This is a genomic window from Devosia lacusdianchii (genome assembly GCF_022429625.1).
Classification (GTDB): domain Bacteria; phylum Pseudomonadota; class Alphaproteobacteria; order Rhizobiales; family Devosiaceae; genus Devosia; species Devosia lacusdianchii.
The window spans coordinates 1,098,425-1,124,085 of sequence record NZ_CP092483.1 but is presented as its reverse complement, the minus strand read 5'-3'; the positions used below and the strand labels follow the sequence as shown (position 1 = coordinate 1,124,085).

Genomic DNA, 25,661 nt, shown 5'->3' with positions numbered 1-25,661 from the left:
TTAGTTCTTCGTCTTGGTTTCGGGGGTCTGCAGCTTCTTGAGGTAGGCGTCGAGTTGATCGAGGTTCTGCTCCCAGAACTTGCGATAGAACTCGACCAGGGAGGCCACTTCGCGCATGGGCGCGGCCTCCAGTTTGCAGGGTCGCCATTGCGCTTGCCGGCCACGGCTGACCAGGCCCGCCCCTTCCAGCACCTTGATGTGTTTGGAGACGGCAGCCAGCGTCATGTCGAATGGCTCGGCCAGCTCGTTGACGCTCGCATCCCCAAGGGACAACCGGGCAAGGATGGCCCTTCTTGTGGGATCGGCGAGAGCGGCGAGCGTGGTGCTCAATGCATCGGTCATTTTCTATTCAACCGTTTAGTATAATACTAATTAGTTGAATACTCCGATGCGCCCGGCTTGTCAACATCCCCGGCGTGGGGCAAGGAAGGCGCATGAAAACCATCCTCATCGTGGGTATCGGCACCGGCAATCCCGAGCACTTGACCGTGCAGGCGATCAACGCCCTCAACCGCGCCGACGTGCTGTTCATCCCCGACAAGGGAGAAAGCAAAGCCGATCTCGCCGACCTCCGCCGCGACATCATCGCGCGTTATGTGACCAATCCGGCGAGCCGGAGTGTCGAATACACGGTGCCCAAGCGCGATACCGCCAATCCCGACTATGGCGCTGGCGTCGATGATTGGCATGCCGCGCTGGCCGAGCGCTTCGCTGCATTGCTTGAGGGCGTTCCGGGTGATGGCGCGGGCGCTTTTCTCGTCTGGGGCGACCCCGGCCTCTACGATTCCACCATCCGCATCGTCGACCGCCTCCGGACCGATCACGCTGTCGAGATCATCCCCGGCATCACCTCGATCCAGGCGCTCACTGCCGCGCATTGCATCGCGCTGAACCGCATCGGCGAACCCGTTCATATCACCACCGGCCGCCGTCTCGGCACCGTTGCCGACGACACCGTGGTCATGCTCGACGGCCAGACCGCCTTCACCAGCACCGATCCCGATCTCGATATCTTCTGGGGCGCCTATCTCGGCACCCCGGACGAAATCACCATTGCCGGCAGGCTGGGGGATGTGCGCGACGAGATCGTCGAAACCCGCAAGACCGCGCGCGAGCGGCACGGCTGGATCATGGATACCTATTTGCTGCGTAAGCGGAGCTGAACAGCGGCATGACTCCGTGTTGGAACAGCGCGCGCAATCGGCTAGAACCTCACCATGTCCGTGGCCCTTTCCATCGCAACCCATCGTCGTGGCGCCTGTCCAACGCTTGACGTGCCGATGCAGACGGGCGACGGCCTCCTGGCGCGCCTGCGCATCGCTCAAGGCCGGCTGACGCCAATGCAAGTCGGCCGTATCGCCGCCCTTGCCGCCGAACACGGCAACGGACTTGTTGAAGTCACCGCTCGCGGCAATCTTCAGGTGCGCGGATTGACGCCGGCGAGTGCTGCGCCTTTCGCCCGCGCCACCGACTCCCTGGTCAAGATCGAGCGCGGCCTTGTCGTCGAGACGCCCCCGCTGGCCGGCGACGACCCCACCGAGATTGCTGATCCACGCCCCCTCGCCGCCTCCATCCGCGCCGCGTCGGTGCTGCTGGCTGCGCGGCTTGGTCCCAAGGTCACTGTTGTCGTCGATGGCAATGGGCGACTGAACCTGTCGCAGCTCAAGGCCGATATCCGGCTCACGGCGATCGGCTCCAACCAGTGGGCCTGCTCGGTCGGTGCGCGCAGCGACGTCATCCTGCGCAACGAAGCGCTGATGATCACCCTGCGAACTCTGCGGCAGATTGCCGATATCGGCATAGACGCGCGGGCCGCCGACCTTCCGGGCGCCACCACCACGCCGCGCCTCACCAAAGATACTTCGCCCATCGGCGTCTTCGCCTTGCGCGACACCACCGCCACGGGTTTCGCCCTGCCCTTGGGCAGCAGTGATCACGCGAGCCTCGCCGCGCTCGCCGCGGCTGCGGACCGGCACGGCATTACCGAGTTCCGCCTTGCGCCGCACCACACCATGCTCGCCGTCGGCGCTGACCCTGCCTTCATGGCCGACGTCGCTGCCCTCGGCTTCATTACCGATCCCGCCGATCCCCGCACCCGCATCAGCGCTTGTATCGGCTCGGACGGCTGCGCGTCCGGCCATATCCCCGCCCGGACCATTGCCGCCAGTCTCGCGCCGGATCTCGCCCCGCAGACCAGTCTCCACGTTTCCGGCTGCACCAAGGGTTGTGCCCATCCCAGCGCCGCCGATATCACGCTGGTTGGTGAACCCAACGGCTACGGCCTTGTCATCTCTGGCCGGGCGGGCGATACGCCACGGGCACTGCTGCGTGCGGATCAGCTTGAGTCCGCCGTTGCGGCCCGCCAAGGATGACGATGACCACATACGACTACATCAAGGACGGCGACGCGATTTACCGCCAGTCCTTTGCCATCATCCGCACCGAGGCCGATCTGGCCCGATTTTCCGCCGATGAGGCAGAACTCGCCATCCGCATGATCCACGCTGCCGGCTCGGTCGACGCCGCCGCGCATTTCGAATTTGGCCCCGGCTTTGTCGCTGCCGCCCGGGCAGCGCTCTCGTCTGGCGCACCGATCTTCTGCGATGCGGAAATGGTCGCTCGCGGCGTCACCGCCGCCCGTCTGCCCGCCGATAATGACGTGATCTGCACCCTGCGCGACCCGGCCACGCCGGCCATTGCCGCCGAGATCGGCAATACGCGCTCCGCCGCGGCGCTGCGCCTGTGGCTGTCGCGCCTTGCTGGTTCGGTGGTCGCTATTGGCAATGCCCCCACCGCGCTGTTCTTCCTACTCGAGCTGCTACGCGATGGGGCGCCGAAACCTGCCGCGATCGTCGGCATGCCCGTCGGCTTTGTCGGCGCCGCCGAGTCCAAGGCCGCCCTTGCTGAAAATTCCTATGGCGTACCCTATGCCATCGTACGCGGACGCCTCGGCGGTTCGGCCATGACGGCGGCTGCTATCAATGCACTGGCGAGGCCAGGCATATGACGGGCAAGCTCATCGGCGTCGGCACCGGCCCGGGCGATCCGGACCTGCTCACCATAAAGGCCCTCAAGGCGATCGAGAGCGCCGATGTCGTCGCTTACTTCGCCAAGCAGGGCAATCCCAGCAATGCCCGAGCCATCGTGGCCGATTTGATCACCGGTCAGATCGAGGAGCAGCTCGGTTATCCCGTCACCACGGAAATCGACCGCCGCCATGAGGACTACAAGGTGGCGACCAACGGCTTCTATGCCGAGGCGGCAAACCGCGTCGCCGCGCATCTCGATGCCGGGAAGACCGTCGCTGTACTGAGCGAAGGCGATCCGCTGTTCTATGGCAGCTACATGCATCTGCATGTCCGCCTCGCTACGCGCTACCCCACCGAGGTCATTCCCGGCATCACCGCCATGTCCGGTTGCTGGTCGCAGGCCGGCCTGCCGCTGGTGCAGGGCGACGATATCCTCTCGGTCCTGCCCGGCACGCTCGACGAGGTCGATCTGCACACACGGCTCGACAATACTGATGGGGCCGTGATCATGAAGGTCGGCCGCAACCTGCCCAAGATTCGCCGCGCGCTCGAACTCGCTGGTCGGCTCGACGAGGCGGTCTATGTCGAGCGTGGCACCATGGCCAACGGCCATTCCATCCGCCTCGCCGACAAGACTGACGATGCGGCGCCCTACTTTGCGCTCGTCCTCGTTCCCGGCTGGAGCACGCGCCCATGACCGGCAGGCTCATCGTGGTCGGCACGGGCCCCGGCAACCCCGACCAGACGACGCCGGAAGCACTGGCAGCTATTGCAGCCTCGCATGTTTTCTTTGGCTACGGCCCCTATCTCGATCGCCTGACCTTGCGCGACGACCAGCGCCGCGTCGCCTCCGACAATCGCGAAGAGCTCGCCCGCGCTCGTGATGCCCTACATACCGCCGCCTCGGGCGAACAGGTCTGCGTCGTCTCCGGCGGCGACCCTGGCGTCTTCGCCATGGCGGCCGCCATCTGCGAGGCTATCGAGGCCGGCCCCCCGTCCTGGCGGGCGCTCGATGTCGTCATCGTTCCCGGCGTCACCGCCATGCTGGCCGTGGCCGCCCGCGCCGGCGCGCCGCTCGGGCACGATTTCTGTGCCATCTCGCTGTCGGACAATCTCAAGCCCTGGACAGTGATCGAAGCGCGGTTGCGTGCGGTCGCCACCGCTGGCCTCGTGACCGCGCTCTACAACCCCATCAGCAAGGCCCGCCCCTGGCAATTGGGCACCGCCTTCGCCATCCTGCGCGAAGTGCTGCCTTGGACCACGCCGGTCATCTTCGGCCGTGCCGCCGGACGCCCCGACGAGGCCATCACCATCATGACCCTCGCCGAGGCCGATCCGGCCAAAGCCGACATGGCGACGTGCGTGATCATCGGCTCATCGGAAACGCGGATCATCGAGCGCGAGGGCCTGCCGCCGCTGATCTACTCGCCGCGTTCGACCGGTGGTCCGCAATGAGCTGGCTTTCGATCGTCGGCATCGGCGAAGATGGCCTCCCCGGTCTCGGCGACGCCGCCAGGGCCGCCATTGCGCAGGCCGAGATCGTCTTTGGCGGCGCGCGCCACCTCGAACTGGCCGCACCGGCCATCACCGGCGAAGCGCGCCAATGGCTGTCGCCGTTCTCGGCATCCATCGACGCCGTGCTGACAGAGCGTAGCCGCAAGGTCTGCGTGCTGGCATCAGGCGATCCGTTTCACTACGGCGTCGGCGCAACGCTTGCCCGCCATATCGATGCCAGCCAGATGGTGGTCTATCCGCACCCCTCCGCCTTCAGCCTGGCCGCCGCGCGCTTGGGCTGGCCGTTGCAGGATGTGGTGGCGCTCTCGCTCCACGGGCGCCCGCTCGATCTCATCCGGCCGCATCTGCATACCGGCGCTCGCATCCTGGCGCTGACCTCGGACGAGCACGGCCCCACCGCGCTCGCCAAGCTGCTCACCGAAGCCGGCTTCGGCATCTCCATCGTTACCGTCCTCGAAGCGCTGGGCGGTCCAAACGAGACTGTGCGCAGTCATGTCGCCATGAACTTTGCGCTTGGTGACATCGACCCGCTCAACATCTGCGCCGTCAGCGTCGTTGCCCTGCCCGGCGCGCGCGTGTTGCCGCTGACGCCGGGCCTCGACGACGCGCTGTTCGAGCACAACGGCCAGATCACCAAGCGCGAGGTTCGTGCTCTAACCCTGTCCGCCCTGGCTCCGCGTCGCGGTGAGACCCTCTGGGACATCGGCGCGGGCTCCGGCTCCATCGCCATCGAATGGATGCTCGCCGATCCAGGCCTGCGCGCCTTCGCCATCGAGGCGGATCCGGAACGCGCCGCCCGCATCTCACGCAACGCCAGCAATTTCGGCGTCCCCGATCTCAACCTGATCATCGGCGCAGCCCCCGGCGCGCTTGACGGTCTCGAGCCGCCCCATGCCATCTTCATCGGCGGTGGCGGCTCTGACCCCGGCGTGCTCGACGCCGCCATCGCGGCGCTCCGGCCAGGCGGGCGTCTGGTCGTCAATGCGGTGACGCTGGAACTGGAAGCACTGCTCCTGGCCCGACATGCCGAACTCGGCGGCAGCCTCATGCGCATCGCGGTGTCCCGCGCAGATGCGGTGGGCAGCATGACCGGCTGGCGGCCCGCCATGCCGATCACGCAATGGGCGTGGGTGAGGTCATGAACCACATCGTTTTCTTCACCTCTCCCTTTGGGAGGGGTGAAGCAGGACCGGAGTCTGTCTCATGACCGTTCACTTCATCGGCGCCGGACCCGGCGCGGCTGACCTCATCACCGTGCGCGGCCGCGACCTGCTCGCCCGCTGTCCGATCTGCCTTTATGCCGGCTCTATCGTTCCGCCCGAAATGCTGGCCTGGTGCGGCCCCCGCGCGCGCCTCGTCGACACCGCGCCGCTGTCGCTCGACGAAATCGAAGCCGAATATGTCAGCGCTCATGCTGTCGGTGAGGACGTGGCCCGCCTGCACTCCGGGGATCTCTCCGTGTGGAGCGCCGTCGCCGAGCAGATGCGGCGGCTCGATCGCCTCGGCATTCCCTACACGCTGACACCCGGCGTCCCCGCCTTCGCCGCAGCCGCTGCCACACTCGGACGCGAACTCACCATTCCCGCCGAAGCGCAAAGCCTGGTGCTCACTCGCGTCTCGGGCCGCGCCTCACCCATGCCTGAGGGCGAAACACTGGCGGCGTTCGGCGCCACAGGCGCGACGCTGGCGATCCATCTTGCCATTCATGCGCTCGACCGCGTGGTGGCCGAGTTGACGCCGCTGTACGGCGCCGACTGCCCGGTCGCCATCGTCTTCCACGCCTCATGGCCCGACGAGAAGATCATTCGCGGCACCCTGGCCGATATCGAGGCGCGCTTTGCGGCCGATCCGGTCGAGCGTACGGCGATCATCTTCGTCGGCCGCACACTGGGCGCCGCCGACTTCCGCGAGTCCTCGCTCTACGATCCGGAATATCAACGCCGCTTCCGCGGTCGCGACTAGGCCGCCTTGGCGCGGCTTAGTTCCTGCGTCTTGGTCAGTACCCAGGCCAGCGCCACCAGCGCCAGCAAGCCGCCGCCGAGCACCAGTCCGTCGAACAACATGTCCGGCTCGCGCCGCGTCCGCACGGCCTGCAGGAACATGCTGAGCACGGTGCCCGTGGCGAAAACGGCCAGCCCCTGCCGGCCCATAAGCCGCAGCGGCGCGACAATTCCAGCGCTCGCCACCTTGCGCATAATCGGCAGGTTGCCCAGCACATAGAACAGCGCGAAGGCGTGTAACAGGCGCGGTGCAGAGAGAAACGTCTTGTCGAAGGCGGTGAAGTAGAAGGGCACGCCAACGCTACCCAGCCATCCCAGCGTGCCGTTCATGGTCTTGCCGATTGGCGGCACCTTCATCCACAGCAGAGTGAAAACCAGCACGGCGGCAGCCAGCCCGAACAGCAGGGGCGAATAGGGGATGAAGCGCTTGCCCACCTTCATCGCCATGCCGCTCAGCAAGCCCATGACAAACAGGATCTGCCAGGAGAACGGGTTGAAGAACCAGCCGCCCGCATTGGGGAAGTTCGGCAGGTTGATGCGGAATTGCCCGGCCACAGCCCAAAGGGCGATCGAGGCGGCCAGCACCAGCCAGGGCTGGCGCAGCCCGGCATAGATGACGAGCGGCGTCACCAGCAGCAGCGTCATATAGAGCGGCAGGATGTTGAGGTAGCCAAGCTGATGGCTCAGCAGCGGAATGCCCACCAGCGTGCTCAACGGCTTCTGGAACAGAGCCGCGATGTTGTTCTTGGTCAACACCTCGGTCAACCCGAACCAGTTGGCGGCACCGGCGAAAATGGCAAGGCACAGCATGGTGATGACGATGTGCACGAAATAGAGCTGCCGGGCCCGCGCCCAGACCTTGGTTGTGGCGGCCCATAGATTGCCGCTGCGGAAGCGGTTGGAATAGGCCAGTCCCGCCGCCAGTCCCGACATGAAGACAAAGGCTTCCGCCGCATCGGAGAAGCCGAAATTGCGGTTGGTCAGCGTTTCATAGACGGTGCCGGGCACGTGGTTGATGAAGATCATCACCAGCGCCAGTCCGCGGAACATGTCGAGACGGTCGTCCCGCCCCACCGGGACGCCCGGTTGAACCGGTGCCGCCGTGGGCGACCAGATGGATCGCATCCAGGTCGGCCCAAGCAGGCCGGCCGAGCGATAGGCGGAGGTCTCAGGCAGGGACATAGCTGGTTGTCCTGCTCACGATCAGTTCCGGCACGACATCGTTGGTAGTCCACGCCGCAACCACCGCGTGAAACTCCTTGATAACAGGGGTCGGCACAAGTTCGGTGTCGGTGCGGAAAATCTGCGACAGCCGTTCATGGCGCGGCGGGCGCGAGGTCCAGGAAATCAGGACGGGGGCGAGGATTGCCGGCAGCATGGCCGGTGCCACCCAGACGGTGATGGCCGGCGCGAAGATTGCCGTTCCGCCCAGCGTCACCGCGCCAAGCGCAACGATCCACCAGCTCGCCTCAATTGCCGCGCGCATGCCGATCCAGTTCTGGCCGCGCTTAGTGGCCGGCCAGCCGCCATCAAGTCCCAGCAACACCTGCGTTACGGCGCGAGTTTGCAGCAGCAGCATCACGGGCGCCATGATGGTCGACAGAACGATCTCGCTGACAATCGATGCGAAGACACGCGGCGTGCCGCCGAAGCGCTGGTTGCGACCATCGACCAGACCACGGATCAGGATCATCAGCTTGGGTAGCACCAGAACGGTGGCAACGGCGGCGCCCAGCACCCACATTTCCAGCGGCGGCTCGTTGAATGGAAGCCATACCGGGCGACGGTCGGGGAAGATTGCCGCCAGGATGCTGGCGATGAACAGCATTAGCCAGAGCGGCGAGGCCAGGTACGCCATGATGCCCTGGATGAAGGTGAATCGGCTCCACAGCTTGAGTCCGGGCGCGCTGATCAAGCGCCGGTGCTGCAGGTTGCCCTGGCACCAGCGGCGGTCACGCTTGGCGTACTCAATTAGGTTTTCCGGGCCTTCTTCATAAGAACCACCTAGGTCCGGATCGACGATGACCTTCCAACCGGCGCGCGACAGCAGCGCAGCTTCCACGTAATCGTGGCTCAAGATATGGCCGCCGAACGGCGGCTTGCCGGAGAGTTCGGGCAGCCCGCAGCTGGCGGCGAAAGCCCGCACGCGGACGATGGCGTTGTGGCCCCAATACGGACCCTCCCAGCCCTGCATCAGGGCAGCGCCACGCGCGAAGTTAGGCGACAGGTAGCCGGCGGAGAACTGCATGGCGCGGCCAAACAATGTCCGGGCCCTGATGATCTTGGGAACGGTCTGCAGCAGGCCGAGATCGGCGTCGGCGTCCATGCGGCGGGCTAGCTCACCGATGGTCTCGCCTTCCATCAGGCTGTCGGCATCAAGGATCACCGCATAGTCGTAGGCTGCACCAGAGCGGGCGATGAAATCTTCGATATTGCCCGCCTTGCGCCCGGTATTGCGCTCGCGGCGGCGATAGAAGATGCGTCCCTCGCTCATCGGCTCATGCAACAGCTGCTCGAACCAGATCGTCTCCTGGGCCGCCGTTTCCATCGACTGCGTGTCGGACAACACAGCGATGTGAAATTTGTGGGCAATGCCGAGCGTGATCAGGCTGCGATTCATCGCGGCAATGCGCGCGAAGGTCTCGACCGGGTCCTCGTTGTAGATCGGGACCAGAATGGCCGTCATGCCCTGCGGCGCCAGCCGCGCGTCACCGCTGCGTTTGGCCGTCGGCACGAATACGCCCATCACCGCGGCCGATCCGCCCCATACGAGCCAGAAGCCGCTCAACACCACCAGCACGCCACGCATGAGATCGAGCGCGGTCAGGCCGCCCTCGCCAGTGAAGCGAAGGAAGAAGTAGCCGCCCAGCCCGCTAAGAGCAGCGGCGGTCAGCAGGGCGACGATGCGGATGAAAGTCGGACGTTGCATGTACTGTGGTGCGCTTTGCTATCGCGTAGCAAAGACCGAGAATACATCCCGGAGCGCGTCAAAAAGAGACCGCCGCTGCAATTCCAGCCGCTGCTTGGGCATGGCCAGCGGAGCATCGGGCAGAGCGCCGGCAAGAGGAAATCGACTGTCGTACTTCATGCTGCGGGTCTCCACTGATAGAGCCAGGTTTCGGTTAGCTGACGACCCGACCCGACCAGGTAAGCCCTGAGCTCGAGCGGTGCCGTGCCATCGGTCTCCACGTCGAAGACCAGACGCCACGCCCCGTTGGCATCAATGCGCGAAAGCGCGGTATGTTGCGCCACCCCGCCGGAAACAGTTGCCACCACATCTGGCGGCGTCTCCGCAGAAATATCCGCCAGCGCAGCGCCGGCGAAGTCGACCACGAACTTGCGCAGGCTGACGGCGTTCTCGACACCCGAGACGCCCCCCTGCCCTGACCGGGTTTCGGCCACGTAAGCCAAGTCCGAATTGATTTCCGGATTAAGGTCACCCCAGATCAGGCGGTAACCGAATTCGCGAGATTGCCCGGCAAGCGCCGGTTCCGCGGGGATCCAGAAGGCCCCGATATTGTCGTCGGCTTCCAGCTTGGCGGGAATCTCGATCAACCTGACCGAACCCTGGCCCCAATTGCCTGCCGGTTCCACCCGCAGCGACGGACGGCGTTCGTAATGCGCGCCGGCATCCTGGTAGGTCTCGAAGTCGCGGCCGCGCTGGTAGAGCCCGAACGCCTTGGGGTTGTTTTCCCAAAGGTAAGAATTGCCCAGCGCCGGGGAATTGTTGAGCGCCCGCCACATGATCTCGCCGGTTTCCCGCTCGATCAGCAGACCGTTGCTATCATGCACCTGCGGCCGGTAATCGTCGAAACCGGCCCGGTTTGCATCGGCAAACAGGAACATTGAGGTCAGCGGGGCGATACCCAGCTCCTTGACGTCGCTGCGGAAATTGAGCCGCGCCGTCACATCCATCACCGTTTCCTGCGCAGCATTGCTGGCCGGAGTGATGACGAAACGATAGGCGCCGGTGACGCTGGCGCTTTCAAGCGCCGCATAAACCACCAACGGTCCGCCGGCGACCGATGGCCGCTCGACGTAGAATTCGGAGAAGCGCGGGAATTCCTCGGGAATATCGAGCCACGAGTTCATCAACAGTCCGCGGGCGCTGAGGCCGTAGACATTGTCACGGCCAAGAGCGCGGAAGTAGCTCGCGCCGAGGAACGTCACCAGCTCGTCGACCTTGTCGGGGCTATTGAGCGGATAGTTGATGCGCAGGCCCGCAACGCCGGGGAAAACCTCGCCGGCAACGGCTTCTTCGACCGCAGCGTCGTGATAGTCGAAATCGGCGGAACCGAAGATCACCGGCTCGGCGAGCCCGTCCTTGATCTCGAATAGCTTGACCGGCTCCTTGAACAGCCAGCCCGGATGGAAAGCATGCACCTGATAGCCGATGCCCAGCGCGGCCCACACACCATGGTCGGGCCGGAACTGGATGCGGCGATAGGCATCGTAGTCGAGGCCGTTGAAGCTTTCCGGCAGGGTGAAGGTCACCGGCTCATAGGCCGTACCAGCCAGATCCTTCATGCGGGCGGTGAAACTGTCGAAGTCGAAAGGCAGCGCTTCAACCGGCTCGCCTTGGGCGAACGCGAAGGAGGTCAGCGAAGTGGTGGAGATCAGAGCAATCGCGGCGCCGGCTCCGAAGAGTACGGCGCGACGGTTCGGCAGGCTTTCGGTGTGACGCTTCACAAGTTTACCTAGGGTCGGATTCATAAATAGCTCTGTCGGCAAATCCCGAACGCCGCATAGTCAGAAAAGTTGTTGCATAGTTGCCATGCGCTGAGCGAATGGCTCAAACATGCCCCAACCCCTTGTTTCGACCGTCAAAACGGGTGTTTCGAAGGCCTGGCAGGTGATAGGCTCGGCCAGTTCAAACAACATCACGACAATTTCATGACAACGCTCCGCATACCTGACCTGTCCGGAAAAGCGCTGTTGATCACGGGGGCCTCTACCGGCATAGGTGCGGCTCTGGCCCAAGCCTTCGCCGCGCAAGGCGCTTCGGTGGGCGTGCATTACAACGCCAGCAAGGACGCTGCCGATGCAGTGGTGCGCGCAATCGCCGCGGCCGGCGGCAAGGCCGTGCTGGTCCGCGCCGACGCCACCAAGTCATACGAGATCGCCCGCGCGGTCGAGGAAACGGCAGCCTCGTTCGGCCGGCTCGATGGCCTCATCAACAATGCCGGCGGCATGGTTGGACGCATGGCCTATGCGGATATGGACGACGCCTATTACGACCAGGTGATGGATCTCAACGGCCGTTCGGTCGTCGCCGCCTCGCGCGCGGCAATCCCGCATCTCAAGCGCCAGGGCGGGTTCATCATCAACACCAGCTCCATCGCCGCCCGCAACGGGGCGGGCAATGGCGCCGGGCTCTATGGATCATCCAAGGCGCTGGTGTCGAACATCACGCGTGGCATGGCCAAGGAGCTGATCGGCTTCGGCATCCGCGTCAACGCGGTCGCACCGGGTGTCATCGATACGCCGTTCCACGAGCGCTATTCGACCGAGGCGCAGATGAAGGCAATGCTGGCGACCATTCCGCAGGGGCGCGTCGGCACGGCCGAGGATTGCGTCGGCGCCTACCTCTTCCTCGCCTCCGAAGCTCTCTCCGGCTATCTCATCGGCCAGGTCATCGAGGTCAATGGCGGTCAGTTGATGCCCTAGCGGGCGTTGACCAGCAACGGTTCGAGCGTGTCGGCCCAGTCGATGTGGCCCGGCCGCCCGAGCAGGAAGCCCTGCGCTTCGTTACACCCCTCGATGCGCAGCACGTCGAGCTGAGCGCTGGTCTCCACACCCTCCGCCAATACCGGCACGCTGAGGCTGCGCCCCAGGGCCAGAATGGCGCGCACGATGGCCTTGGACTGGTCGTTCACCTCCACTTCGGTCATGAACGAGCGATCGAGCTTGATCTTGTCGAAGGGGAAGCTGCGCAGCGTTTCGAGCGAGGAATAGCCGGTGCCAAAATCGTCGATGGCAATCGACACGCCGATAGCCTTGATTTGCCGCAGGATGTGCAGCGCCCGCTTCTTGTCGGCGATGATGGCCGTCTCGGTGACTTCCAGCTCAAGCCGCGCCGGGGCCAGTCCGGAGCGGATCAGCGCATTGCGCACGGTGTCGATCAGCTCGACCTGTGCCAGTTGCAAACCCGATACGTTGACGGCGATCTTGTAGGGTTCGGGCCAGGACGCGGCATCGAGGCAGGCCATGCGGAGAACCCAGTTGCCGATGGCGCCAATGGCCCCGCATTCCTCGGCCACCGGGATGAAGTCGGCGGGCGAGACATTGCCATAGCCGGGCCTGTCCCAGCGCAGCAACACCTCGTAGCCGGTGATTTCGCCGGTCGCGACGGATTTCTGCACCTGGTAGACAAGGTAGAAGGCGTCCATTTCCAACGCGGCCCAGATGTCCTTGGCCATGTCTCGGCGTTGCCGGGCGTGTTCGTCCATCTCTCTTTCATAGTAGCAGATGCGCCGGTCGAACTCGGCCTTGGCCCGATACATGGCCAGGTCGGCATTGCTCATGAGTTTGGAGCGGTCCGCGCCGTCGTCGGGATAGATGGCGACGCCAATGCTGCCCGCAGTGCTGAGTTCGGTGCCGTCGATGGCAACGCGACCAAATAGGGCCGCTTCGATGCGCGCGAGAAAGTCGCGCAGGTTATCCATCGAGGTGAAGGATTTAAGCGCGCCGAACTCATCGCCGCCGAGCCGGGCGACGACTTCGCCATCCTTTAGTCCCTCGGTAAGGCGGTTGGCGAGAGCCTGCAGCACGCCGTCGCCTGCGGCGTGGCCATAGGTATCGTTGATTTCCTTGAACCGGTCGAGATCGATGGCGATGACGGCCAGATTGTTGTCGCCGGCATCGGCTTCGTTGAGAGCCGCCTCAAAGCGTTCGTTGAACAGCGCGCGGTTCGGCAATCCGGTCAGGCTGTCATGGCGCGCCAGGTGGGCAATCGCTTCCTCCGATCGCCGCCGCTCGGTAATGTCGTCGATGGTGGCCACCCAAGAGCCATCGCCGATCGGATTGTGGGTGACGCGCACCGAGCGGTCATTGGCGAAGGTGTGCACGACATCGCCGCCCGCGCCGTGGATAAGCGGCTGGTGCTGGGCGACGACGCGATCGGCAAGGTCTTCGACATTGGCGGGCGCAGGGCCCGGGCCGATGATGGCCAGCCGGCAGACCTCGCGGAAGGTCTTGCCCGTCAGGTCGGTTTCCGGGTCGAGCCCGAGCAGAAGGGGCAGTCGCTTGTTGTGCAGGCGCAGCACGCCATGGCTGTCATAGAGGCTGAGGCCTTGCGCCATGTGACGCATTGCCAGTTCCAGTCGGCCGGTGACCTCGCTGAGCCTCTCGGCATCAGCCTTCTCGCGCTCGCGTTCGCGCGCCGTGCGACGACGGTCGGCCTCGTCGAGCAGCACGCTGCCGAACGCTGCGGCGAGGATCAGTAGCGAAACGAACGCAACGGCTGCAGCAATCCAGCCGCCGGCCAGGTTGCCGTTGGCGGTCAGCGGGAAGCACATCGAGAAGTCGGCCGCACCCATGGCCGTGAAGTGCATCGCACAGATCGCCGCCGTCAGCAGCGCTGTGCCCAGCGCCAGGTTCTTCCAGCCTCCCGACATGGCGGTCACGAAAGAGATGCCACCAAGGATCATGCCGGCGATGATCGAGATGGCGACCATGCCGCTATCCCAACCAATGCTGCCGCCCATCACCAGCGCGGCAATGCCGGTATAGTGCATGGTCGAAATCGCGATACCCACCACCGCGCCGCCAAGAAAGTGGTCCTTCTTGCCGGTACCGTGCATGGCCATGGCAATGCCGAGGGCACAGACAGCGATGGCTAAGCCCAGCGAGACGGCGGTTAGCGCGATGTCGTAGGCGAAATCGAAGCCGGGCCGAAAGGCCAGCACCGCAAGGAAATGCGTGGCCCAGATGCCGAAGCCCACAGCTACCGCCGCCACCGCGTTCCACAAGGTGCGCATGCCCCCTTCGGTGCGGCGTCCATGCCGCACAAGGCTCATGCAGGCATAGGAGGAGATGAGGCACACGACAGCGGCCATGGCAACGAAGCGGAAGTCGTGCCCGACAAAAAAGAAATCGACTACTGAGAACAAGGGAACGCCGCCAGTAAAGATGAGCCGGCATACCCTAAGTAACTTCACTTAACGTGGTGTTACGGAAGGGTTTTCTCCGTTTTCACTTTTTGGACACGACGGCACCATGCCAAAAACAAGCCGACCGTAACGGACCACATGACGGTGAATCCGGTTGTGACCGACCTTGACTCCCCGGCGTATTTGTTCCCTTTATGTTCTATTCGTCAACAAGGTGAAATCGTGGATGCGGCGACAATCCTTCATGCTGACCTCGACGCATTCTATGCCTCGGTCGAGCAATTGCTGGACCCTGGCCTGCGCGGCAAGCCGATCGCGGTCGGTGGCGGCGTCGTGCTGGCGGCGTCTTACGAAGCCAAGCGGTTCGGTGTTTATGGCGGCATGCCGGGGCGCAAGGCGAAGGAACTCTGCCCGCAGTTGATATTCGTCGGCGGCCACTTCGGGGAGTATCAGCGGCTCGGCGACGCTGCGATGAAAATCCTCGACGATTACACGCCGCTCGTCGAGCGCATCTCTATCGACGAAGCCTTTGCCGATGTGGCTGGGACGGAACATCTGTTCGGCTCGCCGGAGACCATAGCCATCGCCATCCGCCGCCGCGTGCGCGATGAACTCGGCCTGCCGATATCGGTGGGGGTGGCGCGTACCAAGCATTTGGCCAAGATTGGCTCGCAAGTCGCCAAACCCGACGGCATGGTCGTGATCGACCCGGCCCGCGAGCTGGAATTTTTGCACGAATTGCCGGTGGAGTTGATGTGGGGTGTCGGGCCGGTCACCAAGGCCAAGCTGGCCGAGGAGGGCGTGGTGACCATCGGCCAGTTGGCGCAGACGACCGGCGGTTCGCTGGAACGCCTGCTTGGCCATGCCGCCGGCGAGAAGCTGTTTGCGCTCGCCTGGAACCGCGATCCGCGCGCCATCGTCACCGACCATCGGGCCCGCTCGGCGGGAGCGCAGTCGGCGCTGGGACGCAGGCCGTTCCGCGAACAGGTGTTCCGCCCTACCCTGCGGCTCCTGGCCGACCGCATCGGCTCGCGACTGCGCGGCAAAGAATGGTCTGGCCGGACGATCACCACTCGCGTGCGTTTCGCCGATATGCGTGCGGTGACCCGGGCCATGACGCTCGGAGCGCCGATCTCGGCAACCACCACCATCGCGGAAGTCGCTGAGGAGCTGGTGCGAGGCGTGCGCCAGGAGTTTCCGCACGAACGCGACATCTCCCTGCTCGCCATTTCGGTATCGCATCTCGTGCCCGACCGGGCCATGCAGTTCGAGTTTACGCTAGGCGGCGCCGAGGATGCGCGCCGCCCCGGCACCCGCACAGGTGCGGCGCGGCGCCAGGCCGATGGGGCCATGGACAAGGTCCGCAACCGCTTCGGCTGGGATGCCATCGGCTATGGATCGGTGATACTGGAAGCGCCACGCTCGGTACCAGACGCGTTCAGGGAGCTGGCGGAGAAGCAGCTGTAGCTCTCTTACCCCTCCCCAGAGGGGCGAGGTAAGAGGTTCGCATCAATGCGCGGCAGGCCCGATCAACCGCGACCGGATGGCATTGGAGATGTTGTCGAACACGAACACTACGCCCAGGATCAGCAGCACCATATAGGCAACCTTGTCCCAGTCGGAGTTGGTGCCCATCGCCTCCAGCAGCTTGAGACCGATACCGCCCGCCCCCACCGCACCGATCACCGTCGCCGAACGCGTATTGCTTTCCCAGAAATAGAGCGACTGCGACACGAAGACCGGCAGCACCTGCGGCACAACGCCATAACGATTGACGGCAGCCGGGCTGGCGCCCACTGACTTCATGCCTTCACGCTGCTTGTCGTCGACGTTTTCTAGCGCCTCCGCATAGACCTTGCCCAGGGCGCCAGTGTCGGTGAAGAAAATGGCCGCGATGCCGGGTATCGGTCCGGGGCCGAAGCCACGGGTGAAGAACAGCGCCCAGATCAGCATATCGACTGAGCGGATGAAATCGAAGAAGCGCTTCATCAGCCAATTGGCCGGCCGGTTGGGCGTGATGTTACGCGCGGCGATAAAGGCCAGTGGGAAGGCGAGCAGTGTCGCGAACAGCGTACCGACAAAGGCCATGACCAGTGTCTGCAACAGCTTGGTCAGGATATCGCCATGCTGCCAGGCCTGGTTGTTCAGCCACTGATGCAGCACGAACTGCGCGTTGGACATGTCCGGGTTGACGCGGTCGCCGCTGAACATCAAGCCGATGCTGCTAAACAGGTCGTTGCCCCAGAGCGGCGAAGTCGGGTCGTAGAGGAAGTTGGCCCAGCCGAGGAAACGGCGCTGCACATAGACCTGGTTGTCGCGGATTTCGGCCTGGCCGGCAAAGCCATAGTCAACCAGCACCTTCTGTCCGTCCTGCACGATCGCGCCCGCCGCATCGGCAGAAGCCAGAGCCGCATCGGGGGTAATGGCGACCGGATAGGTCTGGCCATCGACGGTGACGTTGACCTCGGATGTCGTGATGTCCAGCCGGTCGTCGCCACCAAAGGTGACGGTCATGCTGCCATCGGCATTGGGCACCAGCCAATCGATGGTCGCGTCCTTGGGGTATTGCCCGCGGCTCGACCATTGCGGGGTAATGGTGCCATCCTCGCCAAAGCGCAGACGCGGCGTGGCGCGCCAGGAGAACCAGTCCTGCAGATAGATCGCGGCGCGGTCCCATTTGCCGTTCTGGATGGCCGGGCCGACATTGAAGAAGAACCAGCAGAAGACCAGGTAGAGCGCCGCTGCGCCCAGGCCGAGGGGCAGGCCCCAGCGCTGGAAGACGTTCTGCCGGAAGACCTCGGGATACTTGGCGTGCAGGCGATTGCGCTCGGCAACGGAAATGCTCATCACGCGGCTCCCCGGGCCAGTTCGAAGCTCTGCCTGCCCACCAGCCGCGTGCGCAGCCAGCCCGAGAACTGGTCGATGACGATAATGGTCACCAGCAGCAGGATGATGATCGCATAGGTCTTGGCCGCATGGTCGCGCCCGATGGACATGCGAAAGGCCTCGCCGATGCCGCCGCCGCCCACCGCACCGATAATGGTGGAAGCGCGGACATTGATCTCCATGCGCAGCAGCGCATAGCTGACGAAGTTGGGCATGACCTGCGGCACGATGGCGAAGCGCACGCGCTCGAGCCAGGTAGCGCCCACCGAACGCAGCCCCTCATCGGGCTTCATGTCGGCATTTTCGACCACTTCGAAGAACAGCTTGCCCAGCGCGCCGATCGTATGCAGCGACACGGCCGCGATGGCGGCGATCGGGCCGATGGAGAGGATAGCCGTCAAAAGACCGGCGATCACAATCTCAGGGAAGGCGCGCATGACTTCCATGATGCGGCGCATGATCCAGCGCACAGCACCCGCGCCAACCAGGTTCGTGGCAGCGAAGAAGCACAGGCAGAAGGCCAGCGACCCGCCGATAATAGTCGAGACGATGGCGATGTTTACGGTGATGACGAGCTGGTAGATGTAATTGGGGATGTAGAGGCGATCGGTCAGATAGAACCGCTCGGACGTGTAGTCGAACTTCTGGCTGCCGTCATAATAGGGCGACTCGATATCGAGCATGGCCCGGAAGATCTCGAAGGGATCGTTGGGCACGAAGTTCTTGATGAAGTCGAACATGAAGGGGAGGCGCTCGAAGAACTTCCCCGAATTGGCGGCATTGGCGTAGCTCATCGCCAGGCCGAGAGCGACGATGACTCCCACCACGATCAGCACCGAATAGATCCGGCGCGTCAGCACCTGCCCGCGGTAATGCTGCAGCAGGGTCTGGCCGGCGGGGGATAGTTCGGAATGGGCGATATCGGCCATTGGCAAGCTCTTTCCAAACCCACGGTGTCACCCCGGCGGCGGCCGGGGTCCATCCTGAGATGGTGATCGTGGCAAAATCTCAGGATAGATTCCGGCCTGCGCCGGAATGACATCGTGTGTGGTTCAGGCCAGGTAGCAGTTAGCCACCGATAACCGACTTACGGGCGTCGATGATGGTCTGGTACATCTGCTGGTCGGCGTCGACGAAGTTGGTGTAGCCACCAGCGGTGAAGGCGTCGAAGCACTCGAAGTCGGCTTCCGGCAGGCCCTTGAAGAAGGCCGTGACCTTGTCCTTCATGTCGGCTGGGAGCTTGTTGGAGACCATCAGCGGACCGTTCGGGATGATCGGCGACTGCCAGACTTCAACCAGGTCGTCCATGTCGAGCAGGCCCTTGTCGACCATGATGCGCAGGTTGCCGGAGGTGTAGCCTTCCGAGAATTCGCCCTGGCCCGAGCCAAAGGTGGTGCCGACATCCCAGGTGCCGTCGAGGACCCCGAGGACGAGGTTTTCGTGACCGCCGCCAAAGCCGGTTTCGCTGTAGAATTCAGCGATCGGCGCGCCGATATCGGTCGGCAGCGCAACGTTGGGGATCAGGTAGCCCGAGGTGGAGTCCGGATCAGCAAAGCCGAGCTTCTTGCCCTTGGTCGAGGCCAGGTCGGTGATACCGGAGTCAGCGCGTGCGACCATGATGGTGTGGTAACCGGTCGAGCCGTCTTCCTGCTGGGTGGTCAGAACCGGGTCAACGGCTTCCGGGTCCTGCAGGTAGATCGAGGCATAGGATGACGCACCCATGATGGCGATATCGATGGTGCCGCCAAGCAGGCCCTGGATAATGCCGTTATAGTCAGGCGAGGGGAAGAACTGGACTTCGGAAACGCCGGTGGCGGCCTTCAGCGGCTCGGCAACGCATTCCGAACGGCGAAGCTGGTCAGCTTCGTTTTCGCCGCCATCGAGGCCGATGCGCAGAACGGTGACGTCCTGGGCGAAGGCAGCGGTCGACATGGTCAGGGCCACGGAGGCCAGGAGGACTTTACGGATCGCGGACATGGAGTGTTTCCTTTGGTGACGCGTGGTTGTCGGCAGCCGGATATCCGGCAGCGGAACTTCTGTTACGGCGCCGGATTGACGACGGCGGCGGTCTTGAGGGTGATTGGTGCGATGGAGGTCGAGGTCATCGCCTCGGAGAAGGCTTCCTTGAGCCCGTCGGCGCCGTAGATGGTGCGCGCCACGTCGGTGGTGAGCTCGTTGGGCGTGCCATCGAACACCACCTTGCCCTGCGCCATGCCGATGATACGCTCGCAATAGGCGCGCGCCGTATCCAGCGTATGCAGGTTGGTGATGACGGTGATGCCTTCGGCATTGATGTCGCGCAGGCTGTCCATGACGATCTGGGCATTGCGCGGGTCAAGGCTGGCGATCGGCTCGTCGGCCAGGATCAGCTTGGGGCCCTGCATCAGCGCCCGGGCAATCGCTACGCGCTGCTGCTGGCCACCCGACAGGGTCTGCGCCCACTGCGTCGCCGTCGCGGCGATATCGAGCCGCTCGAGCGCCTTGAGCGCTTCAAGCTGCTCGTCGGCCGAGAACACCTGCAGCAGATTGAGGAGTGGGTTGCGTCCGTTGAGCCGGCCCAGCATCACATTGGTGATGACGTCGAGGCGCGGCACTAGGTTGAACTGCTGGAAGATCATGGCGCAATCGCGCTGCCAGTTCCGCAGGTTCTGCCCGCGCAATTCCGACGTGCGAACGCCCTCGTATTCGATGTAACCAGTGGAGACGTCGGCCAGGCGATTGATCATGCGCAGCAGGGTCGACTTGCCAGCGCCCGAGCGGCCGATAATGCCGACCATCTGCCCTTGCGGGATTTCGAGATTCACGTCGCTGACGGCAAGCTTGTCACCGAAACGTCGTGAAACGTTGGAAATCTTGAGCATCAGGCGCCCTCGCCGTTGAACTGCGGCAGACCTAGGGCGGTGTCATGAAGCTGGGATTACACTTGCGTGACGGTTTGGTGACTGTGCACCGGGCAGCTGTGGTGGGTTGTCGCGGGCGGCAGAAGCACTTTGGCACAGGCGCCGCCAAACCCACCGCGCGTCACCCTCGGGCTTGACCCGAGGGCTCTTCACTTGCGGAAACCTTCGGTAAGTACAAAGCCCTCGGGTCAAGCCCGAGGGGGACGTTCGCGTATGAGAATGGTGCAGCGCCTACTCATACTTCTCCAGAAACGCCTCGATCCCCAGCTTGCGGAAATCCGGCAGCGCCTCGTGCAACTTCTCGTGGCTCCAGTCCCACCACGCCATCGCATCGAGCCGTCCAGCCACATCATCACTAAACCGCTGCTTGATGGTTCGCGCCGGCACGCCCACGGCAATGGCGAAATCCGCCACGTCCTTTGTCACCACGGCATTGGAGCCGATGATCGCCCCATTGCCGATCCTCACCCCCGGCATCACCACCGCGCCATGACCTATCCAGGTATCATGACCAATGGTGATCCCCTGCCCGGCGCGCCAGTCGAAGAAGCCCTGGTCATCTTCCTCACCCTCGAAATACCAGGCCGAGCGGTAGGTGAAGTGGTGCAGTGAGGCCCGTTCCATCGGATGCATGCTGGCATAGATGCGCACATGGCTGGCGATGTTGGCGAACTTGCCAATCTGGGCATAGGCAATCTGCGTATTCTCAACGCAGTAGGCGTAATCCCCCAGCGTCGAACGCGACACATGGCTGCCGGCGCCGACCTCGGTGTACCGGCCTAGCGTCGAGCCCGTCACCTGAGCGGTTGGATGGACGAAGGGTTTTTCGGAAAGCCGGGTCATGCGGCAATCCTCGGCGCGAATGCAGTCACGTCGACGATGCGATCCGCCACCCGTTCCCGCACATCGTCGTCATGAAAAATCCCCAGCAAGGCCACGCCGGCGGCCTTCTTCTCAGTGATCATGGCGACCACTACGGCGCGGTTGGTCGCATCGAGCGATGCTGTAGGCTCGTCCAGCAGCAAGACCGGGTGATCGGTGATGAAGCCGCGTGCAATGTTGACGCGCTGCTGCTCGCCACCCGAGAAGGTGGCAGGAGGCAGCGACCACAGCCTTTCCGGCAGGTTGAGCCGGGCCAGCAGTTCGCGGGCGCGCTGCTGAGCCTCGGTCTTGTCGACGCCACGGATCACCAGCGGCTCGGCCACCACGTCGAGCGCCGAGACACGCGGCACGGTGCGCAGGAACTGGCTGACATAGCCAATGCTGTCCCGTCGGAGCGTCAGCACCGTGCGCGGGTCGGACGCTGCCAGATCGACCGCCTCTCCATGGTGCCGGATCACGATGGCCCCGGCATCGATGCCGTAATTGCCATAGACCATCTTGAGGATCGAACTCTTGCCCGCCCCCGAAGGTCCGCCCAGCACGACGCACTCGCCGGCCTGGACATCGAAGTTCACATTCTCCACCACCGGCAGCACGACGCCGTCGCGCAGATGCATGGTGAAGGTCTTGGCGAGATTTTGAACGGAAAGCGCGGTCATAGCATGTACTCCGAAGTTCCGGCTCTTGCACCCACCCTCCCCCTTGTGGGGAGGGAAGCGAGACAGGACTTAGCTTCAGCTAAGTCCGTTGAATCGAGCAGGAAGGGGGTATCTCGCCGCAAACTGAGCATGCGCGCCCCCCCCCTCCCAGCCTCCCCCATCCAGGGGGAGGTGCCGTCCTGTGGTGGTGACAAGTTCCATGCCTCACACCTGCAAAATCGAGGAAACCAGCAGCTGCGTGTAAGGCTCACGCGGATCATCCAGCACGCGGTCAGTGAGACCGGCCTCGATCACCCGCCCATCCTTCATCACCATCATGCGATGGCTGAGCAGTCGGGCGACGGCGAGGTCGTGGGTCACGACAATTGCTGCCAGCCCCAGTTCGCCCACCAGCCCACGCAGCAGATCGAGCAGGCGCGCTTGCACCGACACGTCGAGGCCGCCAGTCGGCTCATCCATGAACACCAGGCGCGGCCCGGTCACCAGGTTGCGGGCGATCTGCAGGCGCTGTCGCATGCCGCCGGAGAAGGAGCGCGGCTGATCGTCGATACGGTCCGCCGCGATCTCAACGCGCCCGAGCCAGTCGAGCGCCGTGTCGCGGATATGCCCATAATGCCGGTCACCCACGGCCATTAGCCGCTCGCCGACATTGGCGCCGGCCGATACCGTCATGCGCAGGCCATCGGCCGGGTTCTGGTGCACGAAGCCCCAGTCGGTGCGGACGAGGAAACGCCGCTCGGCTTCGCTCAGCTCATAGATATTGCGCCATTGCTCATCGCGCATGCGGTAGAGGGTCCGGCCCGAGCTCGGCTCCAGCGTCGCCGACAGGGAGTTCAGCAACGTGGTCTTGCCCGAGCCGGATTCCCCCACAATGGCCAGGACTTCACCCGGCCAGAGCTCGAAACTCACATCGGCGCAGCCGAGACGGCTGCCGTAATATTTGGTCAGGTTCTCGACGCGGAGAAGGGGTTCGGTAGTCATTGGATATATCCTTCCTTACCTCTCCCTTCGGGGGAAAGGTCGACCCTCTTGGGTCGGGTGAGGGGGCCTTTTCTTGATGCGGTGAGGAGGAAGGCCCCCTCACCCCCAAAGGGAGAGGTGAAGAGTTGCCAATCACTCATTCCGCCGCCTCCTTCATCCCCAGCGCACCAACGTGCCCCGCTTCCCGGCGTTCTTCGCAATTGTCGGTGTCCGAGCAGACGTACATATGCCCGCCCCGGTCATCCAGAATGACCTCGTCCAGATACACCTGCTCCGCCCCGCACAGAGCACAGGGCTCGGCAAAATGCTGGATCTCGAATGGATGATCCTCGAAATCGAGGCTCACCACTTCAGTATGCGGCGGCACGGCGTAGATGCGATGCTCGCGCCCGGCGCCGAACAACTGCAGCGCCTCGCTCATATGCATCTTGGGGTTGTCGAACTTGGGGGTCGGGCTCGGATCCATTACGTAGCGGCCCTCGACCTTGACCGGATAGGCATAGGTCGTGGCGATGCGGCCGTGGCGAGCGATGTCCTCGTAGAGCTTGACGTGCATCAGCCCGTATTCCTCAAGCGCATGCATCTTGCGCGTTTCGGTTTCGCGCGGTTCGAGGAAGCGCAGCGGCTCGGGGATCGGTACCTGGTAGACCAGGATTTGCCCCTGCCCCAGCGCCTTTTCCGGAATGCGGTGGCGGGTCTGGATGATGGTGGCTTCGGCGGTATGGGTGGTCGTTGCCACCTGCGCGACCTTGGCGAAAAAAGCCCGGATCGAAACAGCGTTGGTGGTGTCGTCAGCGCCCTGGTCGATGACCTTGAGCACATCCTCTGGCCCGATGATCGACGCCGTCACCTGCACGCCACCCGTGCCCCAGCCATAGGGCATGGGCATTTCGCGCGACGAGAATGGCACCTGATAACCAGGGATGGCGATGGCCTTCAAAATGGCCCGCCGGATCATCCGCTTGGTCTGCTCGTCGAGATAAGCAAAGTTGTATTGGGCGACGGCGTTCATTCCGCGGCCTCCTTCATTTCGGCCGCATCATGCTCCGCCCGCATGCGCCGGATCAGGTCCAGCTCCGCCTGAAAATCCACATAGTGCGGCAGCTTCAAATGCTCGACAAAGCCGGTCGCCTGCACATTGTCGGAGTGCGAAATGACGAACTCCTCATCCTGCGCCGGTGCGACAATGTCCTCGCCAAACTCGCGGGCCCGCAGCGCCCTGTCGCACAGCGACATGGCCATGGCCTTCCGCTCAGCCTGGCCGAAGACCAGTCCGTAGCCACGGGTGAATTGTGGCGGCACTTTCGCCGAGCCCTTGAACTGGTTGACCATCTGGCACTCGGTCACCCGGATGCGCCCGAGGTTCACGGCAAGGCCCAGCTCGGGCACGTCGAACTCGACATCGACTTCGCCAATGCGGATCTCGCCGACGAATGGATGGCTGCGGCCATAGCCGCGTTGGGTCGAGTAGCCGAGCGCCAACAGGAACCCCTCGTCGCCACGCGCCAGCGCCTGCAGGCGCAGGTCGCGATCCAGTGGAAAGTCCAGCGGCTCACGCGTCAGGTCGCCGACATCGCGATCGGGATCGGTCTCGCCATCGGGCTCCATCAGCCCCTGCCGTCCGAGAAGGTCAGTGACGCGCGGCGCCTGTTCCGTCTCGGCCTCGCGAACGATCGGCGCAGGCACATCGCCATCGACGATCGAGGGATCGAGCAGGCGGTGAGTATAGTCGAAGGTCGGCCCCAGCATCTGCCCACCGGGCAGGTCCTTGAAGGTCGCCGAAATGCGGCGTTCGATCAGCATTTCGCCCGTCTCGATCGGCTGGGAATAACCGAAGCGTGGCAGCGTGGTGCGATAGGCGCGGACCAGAAAGATCGCTTCTATCAGGTCGCCACGCGCCTGCACCAAAGCCAGCGCCGCCAGTTCCTTGTCATAGAGCGAGCCCTCGCCCATGGCGCGATCCACCGCGAGCCCAAGTTGCTCGACGATCTGGTCGATGCGCAGCGCGGGCACCGACCGATCGCCACGGCGGCGGTCGGCCAGCAGTGCGTGAGCATTGGCAATGGCGGCTTCCCCGCCCTTGACGGCTACGTACATGTCAATGTCCTTCCGAAATGCGGGTCGAGCGCGGCAGGCCCATCACCGCGCCATCGGCCACCAGCAGCAGATCGATGCCGCGCGGGAACAGTTCGCGATTGGCCGCCCACTGCGCCACGAAATCCCCGGGCAGCCCGACCGGGCTAATATGGCCGTGCTCCTTGATCCCCGGACCACGGATGATCAGCTCGGCGCCGCCGCTCAAAGCCTCGACGGCCAGCACGATTGTGGTCGAGCGATCGGGGTATTCCTGGGTGCCGAGGTTGAACTGATCGAGGGGCGGCAAATGCGCGGCGCCGCTTGCGAAAGCGAAGTTCGCTTTGCCCGGCTCGGCCACCACCGGCGCACCGGTGTGAAAGTTAACATAGTCCAACACGGCGCGGTCGCTGCGTGTCGCATTATCGAGCCAAATACTGGTGTCGTGGTCGGTCAGCGTTAACAGTGTGCTAACCAACTCGGTCGTCAGGCCACCACTAGCGGTCACGGGTGTAGCGAGTTTTTGGATCGTTCCGGGGTTAGCCAGCGCGTCCATGATCGCCCGGAAACAGGTCTGGGATTGCAGCACAGGTTCGGCAAATCCGCCTTCTAGACCGAGGTCCAT

General features: G+C 63.9%; 24 protein-coding genes. 9 read left to right on the top strand and 15 right to left on the bottom strand.

Features of this window, described 5'->3' with window-relative positions; all coding sequences use genetic code 11:
* Nucleotides 1-342: an ArsR/SmtB family transcription factor gene (locus MF606_RS05480; protein WP_240232797.1), complete on the bottom strand. Its 342-nt coding sequence runs from the start codon at nt 340-342 to the stop codon at nt 1-3.
* Between the two features lie 92 nt (nt 343-434).
* Between MF606_RS05480 and cobF the strand changes: the two genes are divergently transcribed.
* The 7 genes from cobF to cobM all read left to right on the top strand — a co-directional run bounded on the left by cobF (nt 435) and on the right by cobM (nt 6,506).
* A complete protein-coding gene (gene cobF / locus MF606_RS05475) occupies nt 435-1,163 on the top strand; it encodes a precorrin-6A synthase (deacetylating) (RefSeq protein ID WP_240232796.1) in 729 nt (242 codons plus the stop codon).
* A 54-nt stretch (nt 1,164-1,217) separates the two neighbouring features.
* Nucleotides 1,218-2,372, top strand: coding sequence for a precorrin-3B synthase (locus MF606_RS05470; RefSeq protein WP_240232795.1), 1,155 nt, complete (start codon nt 1,218-1,220; stop codon nt 2,370-2,372).
* Between the two features lie 2 nt (nt 2,373-2,374).
* Entirely contained in the window at nt 2,375-3,007 is a 633-nt protein-coding gene (locus MF606_RS05465) for a precorrin-8X methylmutase (RefSeq protein ID WP_240232794.1), read from the top strand.
* Nucleotides 3,004-3,726 carry a precorrin-2 C(20)-methyltransferase gene (locus MF606_RS05460; RefSeq protein ID WP_240232793.1) on the top strand — a complete coding sequence of 241 codons (723 nt, stop codon included), beginning with the start codon at nt 3,004-3,006 and terminating at the stop codon, nt 3,724-3,726. Before MF606_RS05465 ends, MF606_RS05460 begins: the two co-directional genes overlap by 4 nt.
* Nucleotides 3,723-4,484 (top strand): precorrin-3B C(17)-methyltransferase, encoded by a 762-nt coding sequence (locus tag MF606_RS05455; protein ID WP_240232792.1) that lies wholly within the window; start codon nt 3,723-3,725, stop codon nt 4,482-4,484. Before MF606_RS05460 ends, MF606_RS05455 begins: the two co-directional genes overlap by 4 nt.
* Nucleotides 4,481-5,686: a precorrin-6y C5,15-methyltransferase (decarboxylating) subunit CbiE gene (gene cbiE / locus MF606_RS05450; protein ID WP_240232791.1), complete on the top strand. Its 1,206-nt coding sequence runs from the start codon at nt 4,481-4,483 to the stop codon at nt 5,684-5,686. Before MF606_RS05455 ends, cbiE begins: the two co-directional genes overlap by 4 nt.
* 61 nt (nt 5,687-5,747) lie before the next feature.
* A complete protein-coding gene (gene cobM, locus MF606_RS05445) occupies nt 5,748-6,506 on the top strand; it encodes a precorrin-4 C(11)-methyltransferase (protein ID WP_240232790.1) in 759 nt (252 codons plus the stop codon).
* Here the strand turns inward: cobM and MF606_RS05440 are convergent.
* The 3 genes from MF606_RS05440 to MF606_RS05430 form a co-directional block, all read right to left on the bottom strand.
* Nucleotides 6,503-7,726, bottom strand: a complete 1,224-nt coding sequence (locus tag MF606_RS05440) for an OpgC family protein (protein WP_240232789.1) — start codon at nt 7,724-7,726, stop codon at nt 6,503-6,505. The two genes, cobM and MF606_RS05440, sit on opposite strands and share 4 nt — an antisense overlap.
* Nucleotides 7,713-9,473: a glucans biosynthesis glucosyltransferase MdoH gene (mdoH, locus tag MF606_RS05435; protein ID WP_240232788.1), complete on the bottom strand. Its 1,761-nt coding sequence runs from the start codon at nt 9,471-9,473 to the stop codon at nt 7,713-7,715. The genes MF606_RS05440 and mdoH overlap by 14 nt, the downstream gene beginning before the upstream one ends.
* Before the next feature lie 155 nt (nt 9,474-9,628).
* Nucleotides 9,629-11,233, bottom strand: a complete 1,605-nt coding sequence (locus MF606_RS05430; protein ID WP_240232787.1) for an OpgD/OpgG family glucan biosynthesis protein — start codon at nt 11,231-11,233, stop codon at nt 9,629-9,631.
* Nucleotides 11,234-11,437: 204 nt separating this feature from the next.
* Between MF606_RS05430 and MF606_RS05425 the strand changes: the two genes are divergently transcribed.
* Nucleotides 11,438-12,211, top strand: a complete 774-nt coding sequence (locus tag MF606_RS05425; RefSeq protein WP_240232786.1) for an SDR family NAD(P)-dependent oxidoreductase — start codon at nt 11,438-11,440, stop codon at nt 12,209-12,211.
* Here the strand turns inward: MF606_RS05425 and MF606_RS05420 are convergent.
* The gene (locus tag MF606_RS05420) at nt 12,208-14,655 is read right to left on the bottom strand and encodes a bifunctional diguanylate cyclase/phosphodiesterase (protein ID WP_240232785.1); all 2,448 of its coding nucleotides are present in this window, start codon (nt 14,653-14,655) and stop codon (nt 12,208-12,210) included. The genes MF606_RS05425 and MF606_RS05420 overlap by 4 nt on opposite strands.
* Nucleotides 14,656-14,874: 219 nt before the next feature.
* Here MF606_RS05420 and dinB point away from each other — a divergent pair, with 219 nt between their 5' ends.
* Entirely contained in the window at nt 14,875-16,122 is a 1,248-nt protein-coding gene (dinB, locus tag MF606_RS05415) for a DNA polymerase IV (RefSeq protein WP_338084454.1), read from the top strand.
* Nucleotides 16,123-16,164: 42 nt separating this feature from the next.
* Here the strand turns inward: dinB and phnE (MF606_RS05410) are convergent, their stop codons facing one another.
* The 10 genes from phnE (MF606_RS05410) to phnH all read right to left on the bottom strand — a co-directional run bounded on the left by phnE (MF606_RS05410) (nt 16,165) and on the right by phnH (nt 25,661).
* Nucleotides 16,165-17,502, bottom strand: a complete 1,338-nt coding sequence (phnE, locus tag MF606_RS05410) for a phosphonate ABC transporter, permease protein PhnE (protein WP_240232770.1) — start codon at nt 17,500-17,502, stop codon at nt 16,165-16,167.
* Nucleotides 17,502-18,470, bottom strand: coding sequence for a phosphonate ABC transporter, permease protein PhnE (gene phnE, locus MF606_RS05405; RefSeq protein WP_240232768.1), 969 nt, complete (start codon nt 18,468-18,470; stop codon nt 17,502-17,504). The genes phnE (MF606_RS05410) and phnE (MF606_RS05405) overlap by 1 nt, the downstream gene beginning before the upstream one ends.
* A gap of 139 nt (nt 18,471-18,609) precedes the next feature.
* Complete coding sequence (phnD, locus tag MF606_RS05400) at nt 18,610-19,518, bottom strand: phosphonate ABC transporter substrate-binding protein (RefSeq protein ID WP_240232766.1); 909 nt, start codon at nt 19,516-19,518, stop codon at nt 18,610-18,612.
* Nucleotides 19,519-19,580: 62 nt separating this feature from the next.
* Nucleotides 19,581-20,402 (bottom strand): phosphonate ABC transporter ATP-binding protein, encoded by an 822-nt coding sequence (gene phnC / locus MF606_RS05395; protein ID WP_240232757.1) that lies wholly within the window; start codon nt 20,400-20,402, stop codon nt 19,581-19,583.
* Nucleotides 20,403-20,672: 270 nt separating this feature from the next.
* Nucleotides 20,673-21,284: an LbetaH domain-containing protein gene (locus MF606_RS05390; RefSeq protein WP_240232755.1), complete on the bottom strand. Its 612-nt coding sequence runs from the start codon at nt 21,282-21,284 to the stop codon at nt 20,673-20,675.
* A complete protein-coding gene (gene phnL / locus MF606_RS05385; protein ID WP_240232753.1) occupies nt 21,281-21,982 on the bottom strand; it encodes a phosphonate C-P lyase system protein PhnL in 702 nt (233 codons plus the stop codon). Before phnL ends, MF606_RS05390 begins: the two co-directional genes overlap by 4 nt.
* A gap of 204 nt (nt 21,983-22,186) precedes the next feature.
* Nucleotides 22,187-22,963 (bottom strand): phosphonate C-P lyase system protein PhnK, encoded by a 777-nt coding sequence (gene phnK / locus MF606_RS05380; protein ID WP_240232745.1) that lies wholly within the window; start codon nt 22,961-22,963, stop codon nt 22,187-22,189.
* Between the two features lie 136 nt (nt 22,964-23,099).
* A complete protein-coding gene (locus tag MF606_RS05375; RefSeq protein WP_240232738.1) occupies nt 23,100-23,975 on the bottom strand; it encodes an alpha-D-ribose 1-methylphosphonate 5-phosphate C-P-lyase PhnJ in 876 nt (291 codons plus the stop codon).
* Complete coding sequence (locus MF606_RS05370; protein ID WP_240232736.1) at nt 23,972-25,060, bottom strand: carbon-phosphorus lyase complex subunit; 1,089 nt, start codon at nt 25,058-25,060, stop codon at nt 23,972-23,974. Before MF606_RS05370 ends, MF606_RS05375 begins: the two co-directional genes overlap by 4 nt.
* A gap of 1 nt (nt 25,061) precedes the next feature.
* The gene (phnH, locus tag MF606_RS05365) at nt 25,062-25,661 is read right to left on the bottom strand and encodes a phosphonate C-P lyase system protein PhnH (RefSeq protein ID WP_240232734.1); all 600 of its coding nucleotides are present in this window, start codon (nt 25,659-25,661) and stop codon (nt 25,062-25,064) included.

Coding starts and splice junctions, on each gene's coding strand:
- MF606_RS05375 (WP_240232738.1), bottom strand. CDS start 23,975: ATGAACGCCGTCGCCCAATACAACTTTGCTTATCTCGACGAGCAGACC.
- phnL (WP_240232753.1), bottom strand. CDS start 21,982: ATGACCGCGCTTTCCGTTCAAAATCTCGCCAAGACCTTCACCATGCAT.
- phnK (WP_240232745.1), bottom strand. CDS start 22,963: ATGACTACCGAACCCCTTCTCCGCGTCGAGAACCTGACCAAATATTAC.
- MF606_RS05480 (WP_240232797.1), bottom strand. CDS start 342: ATGACCGATGCATTGAGCACCACGCTCGCCGCTCTCGCCGATCCCACA.
- cobF (WP_240232796.1), top strand. CDS start 435: ATGAAAACCATCCTCATCGTGGGTATCGGCACCGGCAATCCCGAGCAC.
- MF606_RS05425 (WP_240232786.1), top strand. CDS start 11,438: ATGACAACGCTCCGCATACCTGACCTGTCCGGAAAAGCGCTGTTGATC.
- phnE (WP_240232770.1), bottom strand. CDS start 17,502: ATGAGCATTTCCGTTGCCGAGCGCAATCGCCTGCACGCCAAGTATCCC.
- phnE (WP_240232768.1), bottom strand. CDS start 18,470: ATGGCCGATATCGCCCATTCCGAACTATCCCCCGCCGGCCAGACCCTG.
- MF606_RS05390 (WP_240232755.1), bottom strand. CDS start 21,284: ATGACCCGGCTTTCCGAAAAACCCTTCGTCCATCCAACCGCTCAGGTG.
- phnH (WP_240232734.1), bottom strand. CDS start 25,661: ATGGACCTCGGTCTAGAAGGCGGATTTGCCGAACCTGTGCTGCAATCC.
- cobM (WP_240232790.1), top strand. CDS start 5,748: ATGACCGTTCACTTCATCGGCGCCGGACCCGGCGCGGCTGACCTCATC.
- phnC (WP_240232757.1), bottom strand. CDS start 20,402: ATGCTCAAGATTTCCAACGTTTCACGACGTTTCGGTGACAAGCTTGCC.
- MF606_RS05370 (WP_240232736.1), bottom strand. CDS start 25,060: ATGTACGTAGCCGTCAAGGGCGGGGAAGCCGCCATTGCCAATGCTCAC.
- mdoH (WP_240232788.1), bottom strand. CDS start 9,473: ATGCAACGTCCGACTTTCATCCGCATCGTCGCCCTGCTGACCGCCGCT.
- MF606_RS05455 (WP_240232792.1), top strand. CDS start 3,723: ATGACCGGCAGGCTCATCGTGGTCGGCACGGGCCCCGGCAACCCCGAC.
- MF606_RS05465 (WP_240232794.1), top strand. CDS start 2,375: ATGACCACATACGACTACATCAAGGACGGCGACGCGATTTACCGCCAG.
- cbiE (WP_240232791.1), top strand. CDS start 4,481: ATGAGCTGGCTTTCGATCGTCGGCATCGGCGAAGATGGCCTCCCCGGT.
- MF606_RS05460 (WP_240232793.1), top strand. CDS start 3,004: ATGACGGGCAAGCTCATCGGCGTCGGCACCGGCCCGGGCGATCCGGAC.
- phnD (WP_240232766.1), bottom strand. CDS start 19,518: ATGTCCGCGATCCGTAAAGTCCTCCTGGCCTCCGTGGCCCTGACCATG.
- MF606_RS05440 (WP_240232789.1), bottom strand. CDS start 7,726: ATGTCCCTGCCTGAGACCTCCGCCTATCGCTCGGCCGGCCTGCTTGGG.
- MF606_RS05470 (WP_240232795.1), top strand. CDS start 1,218: ATGTCCGTGGCCCTTTCCATCGCAACCCATCGTCGTGGCGCCTGTCCA.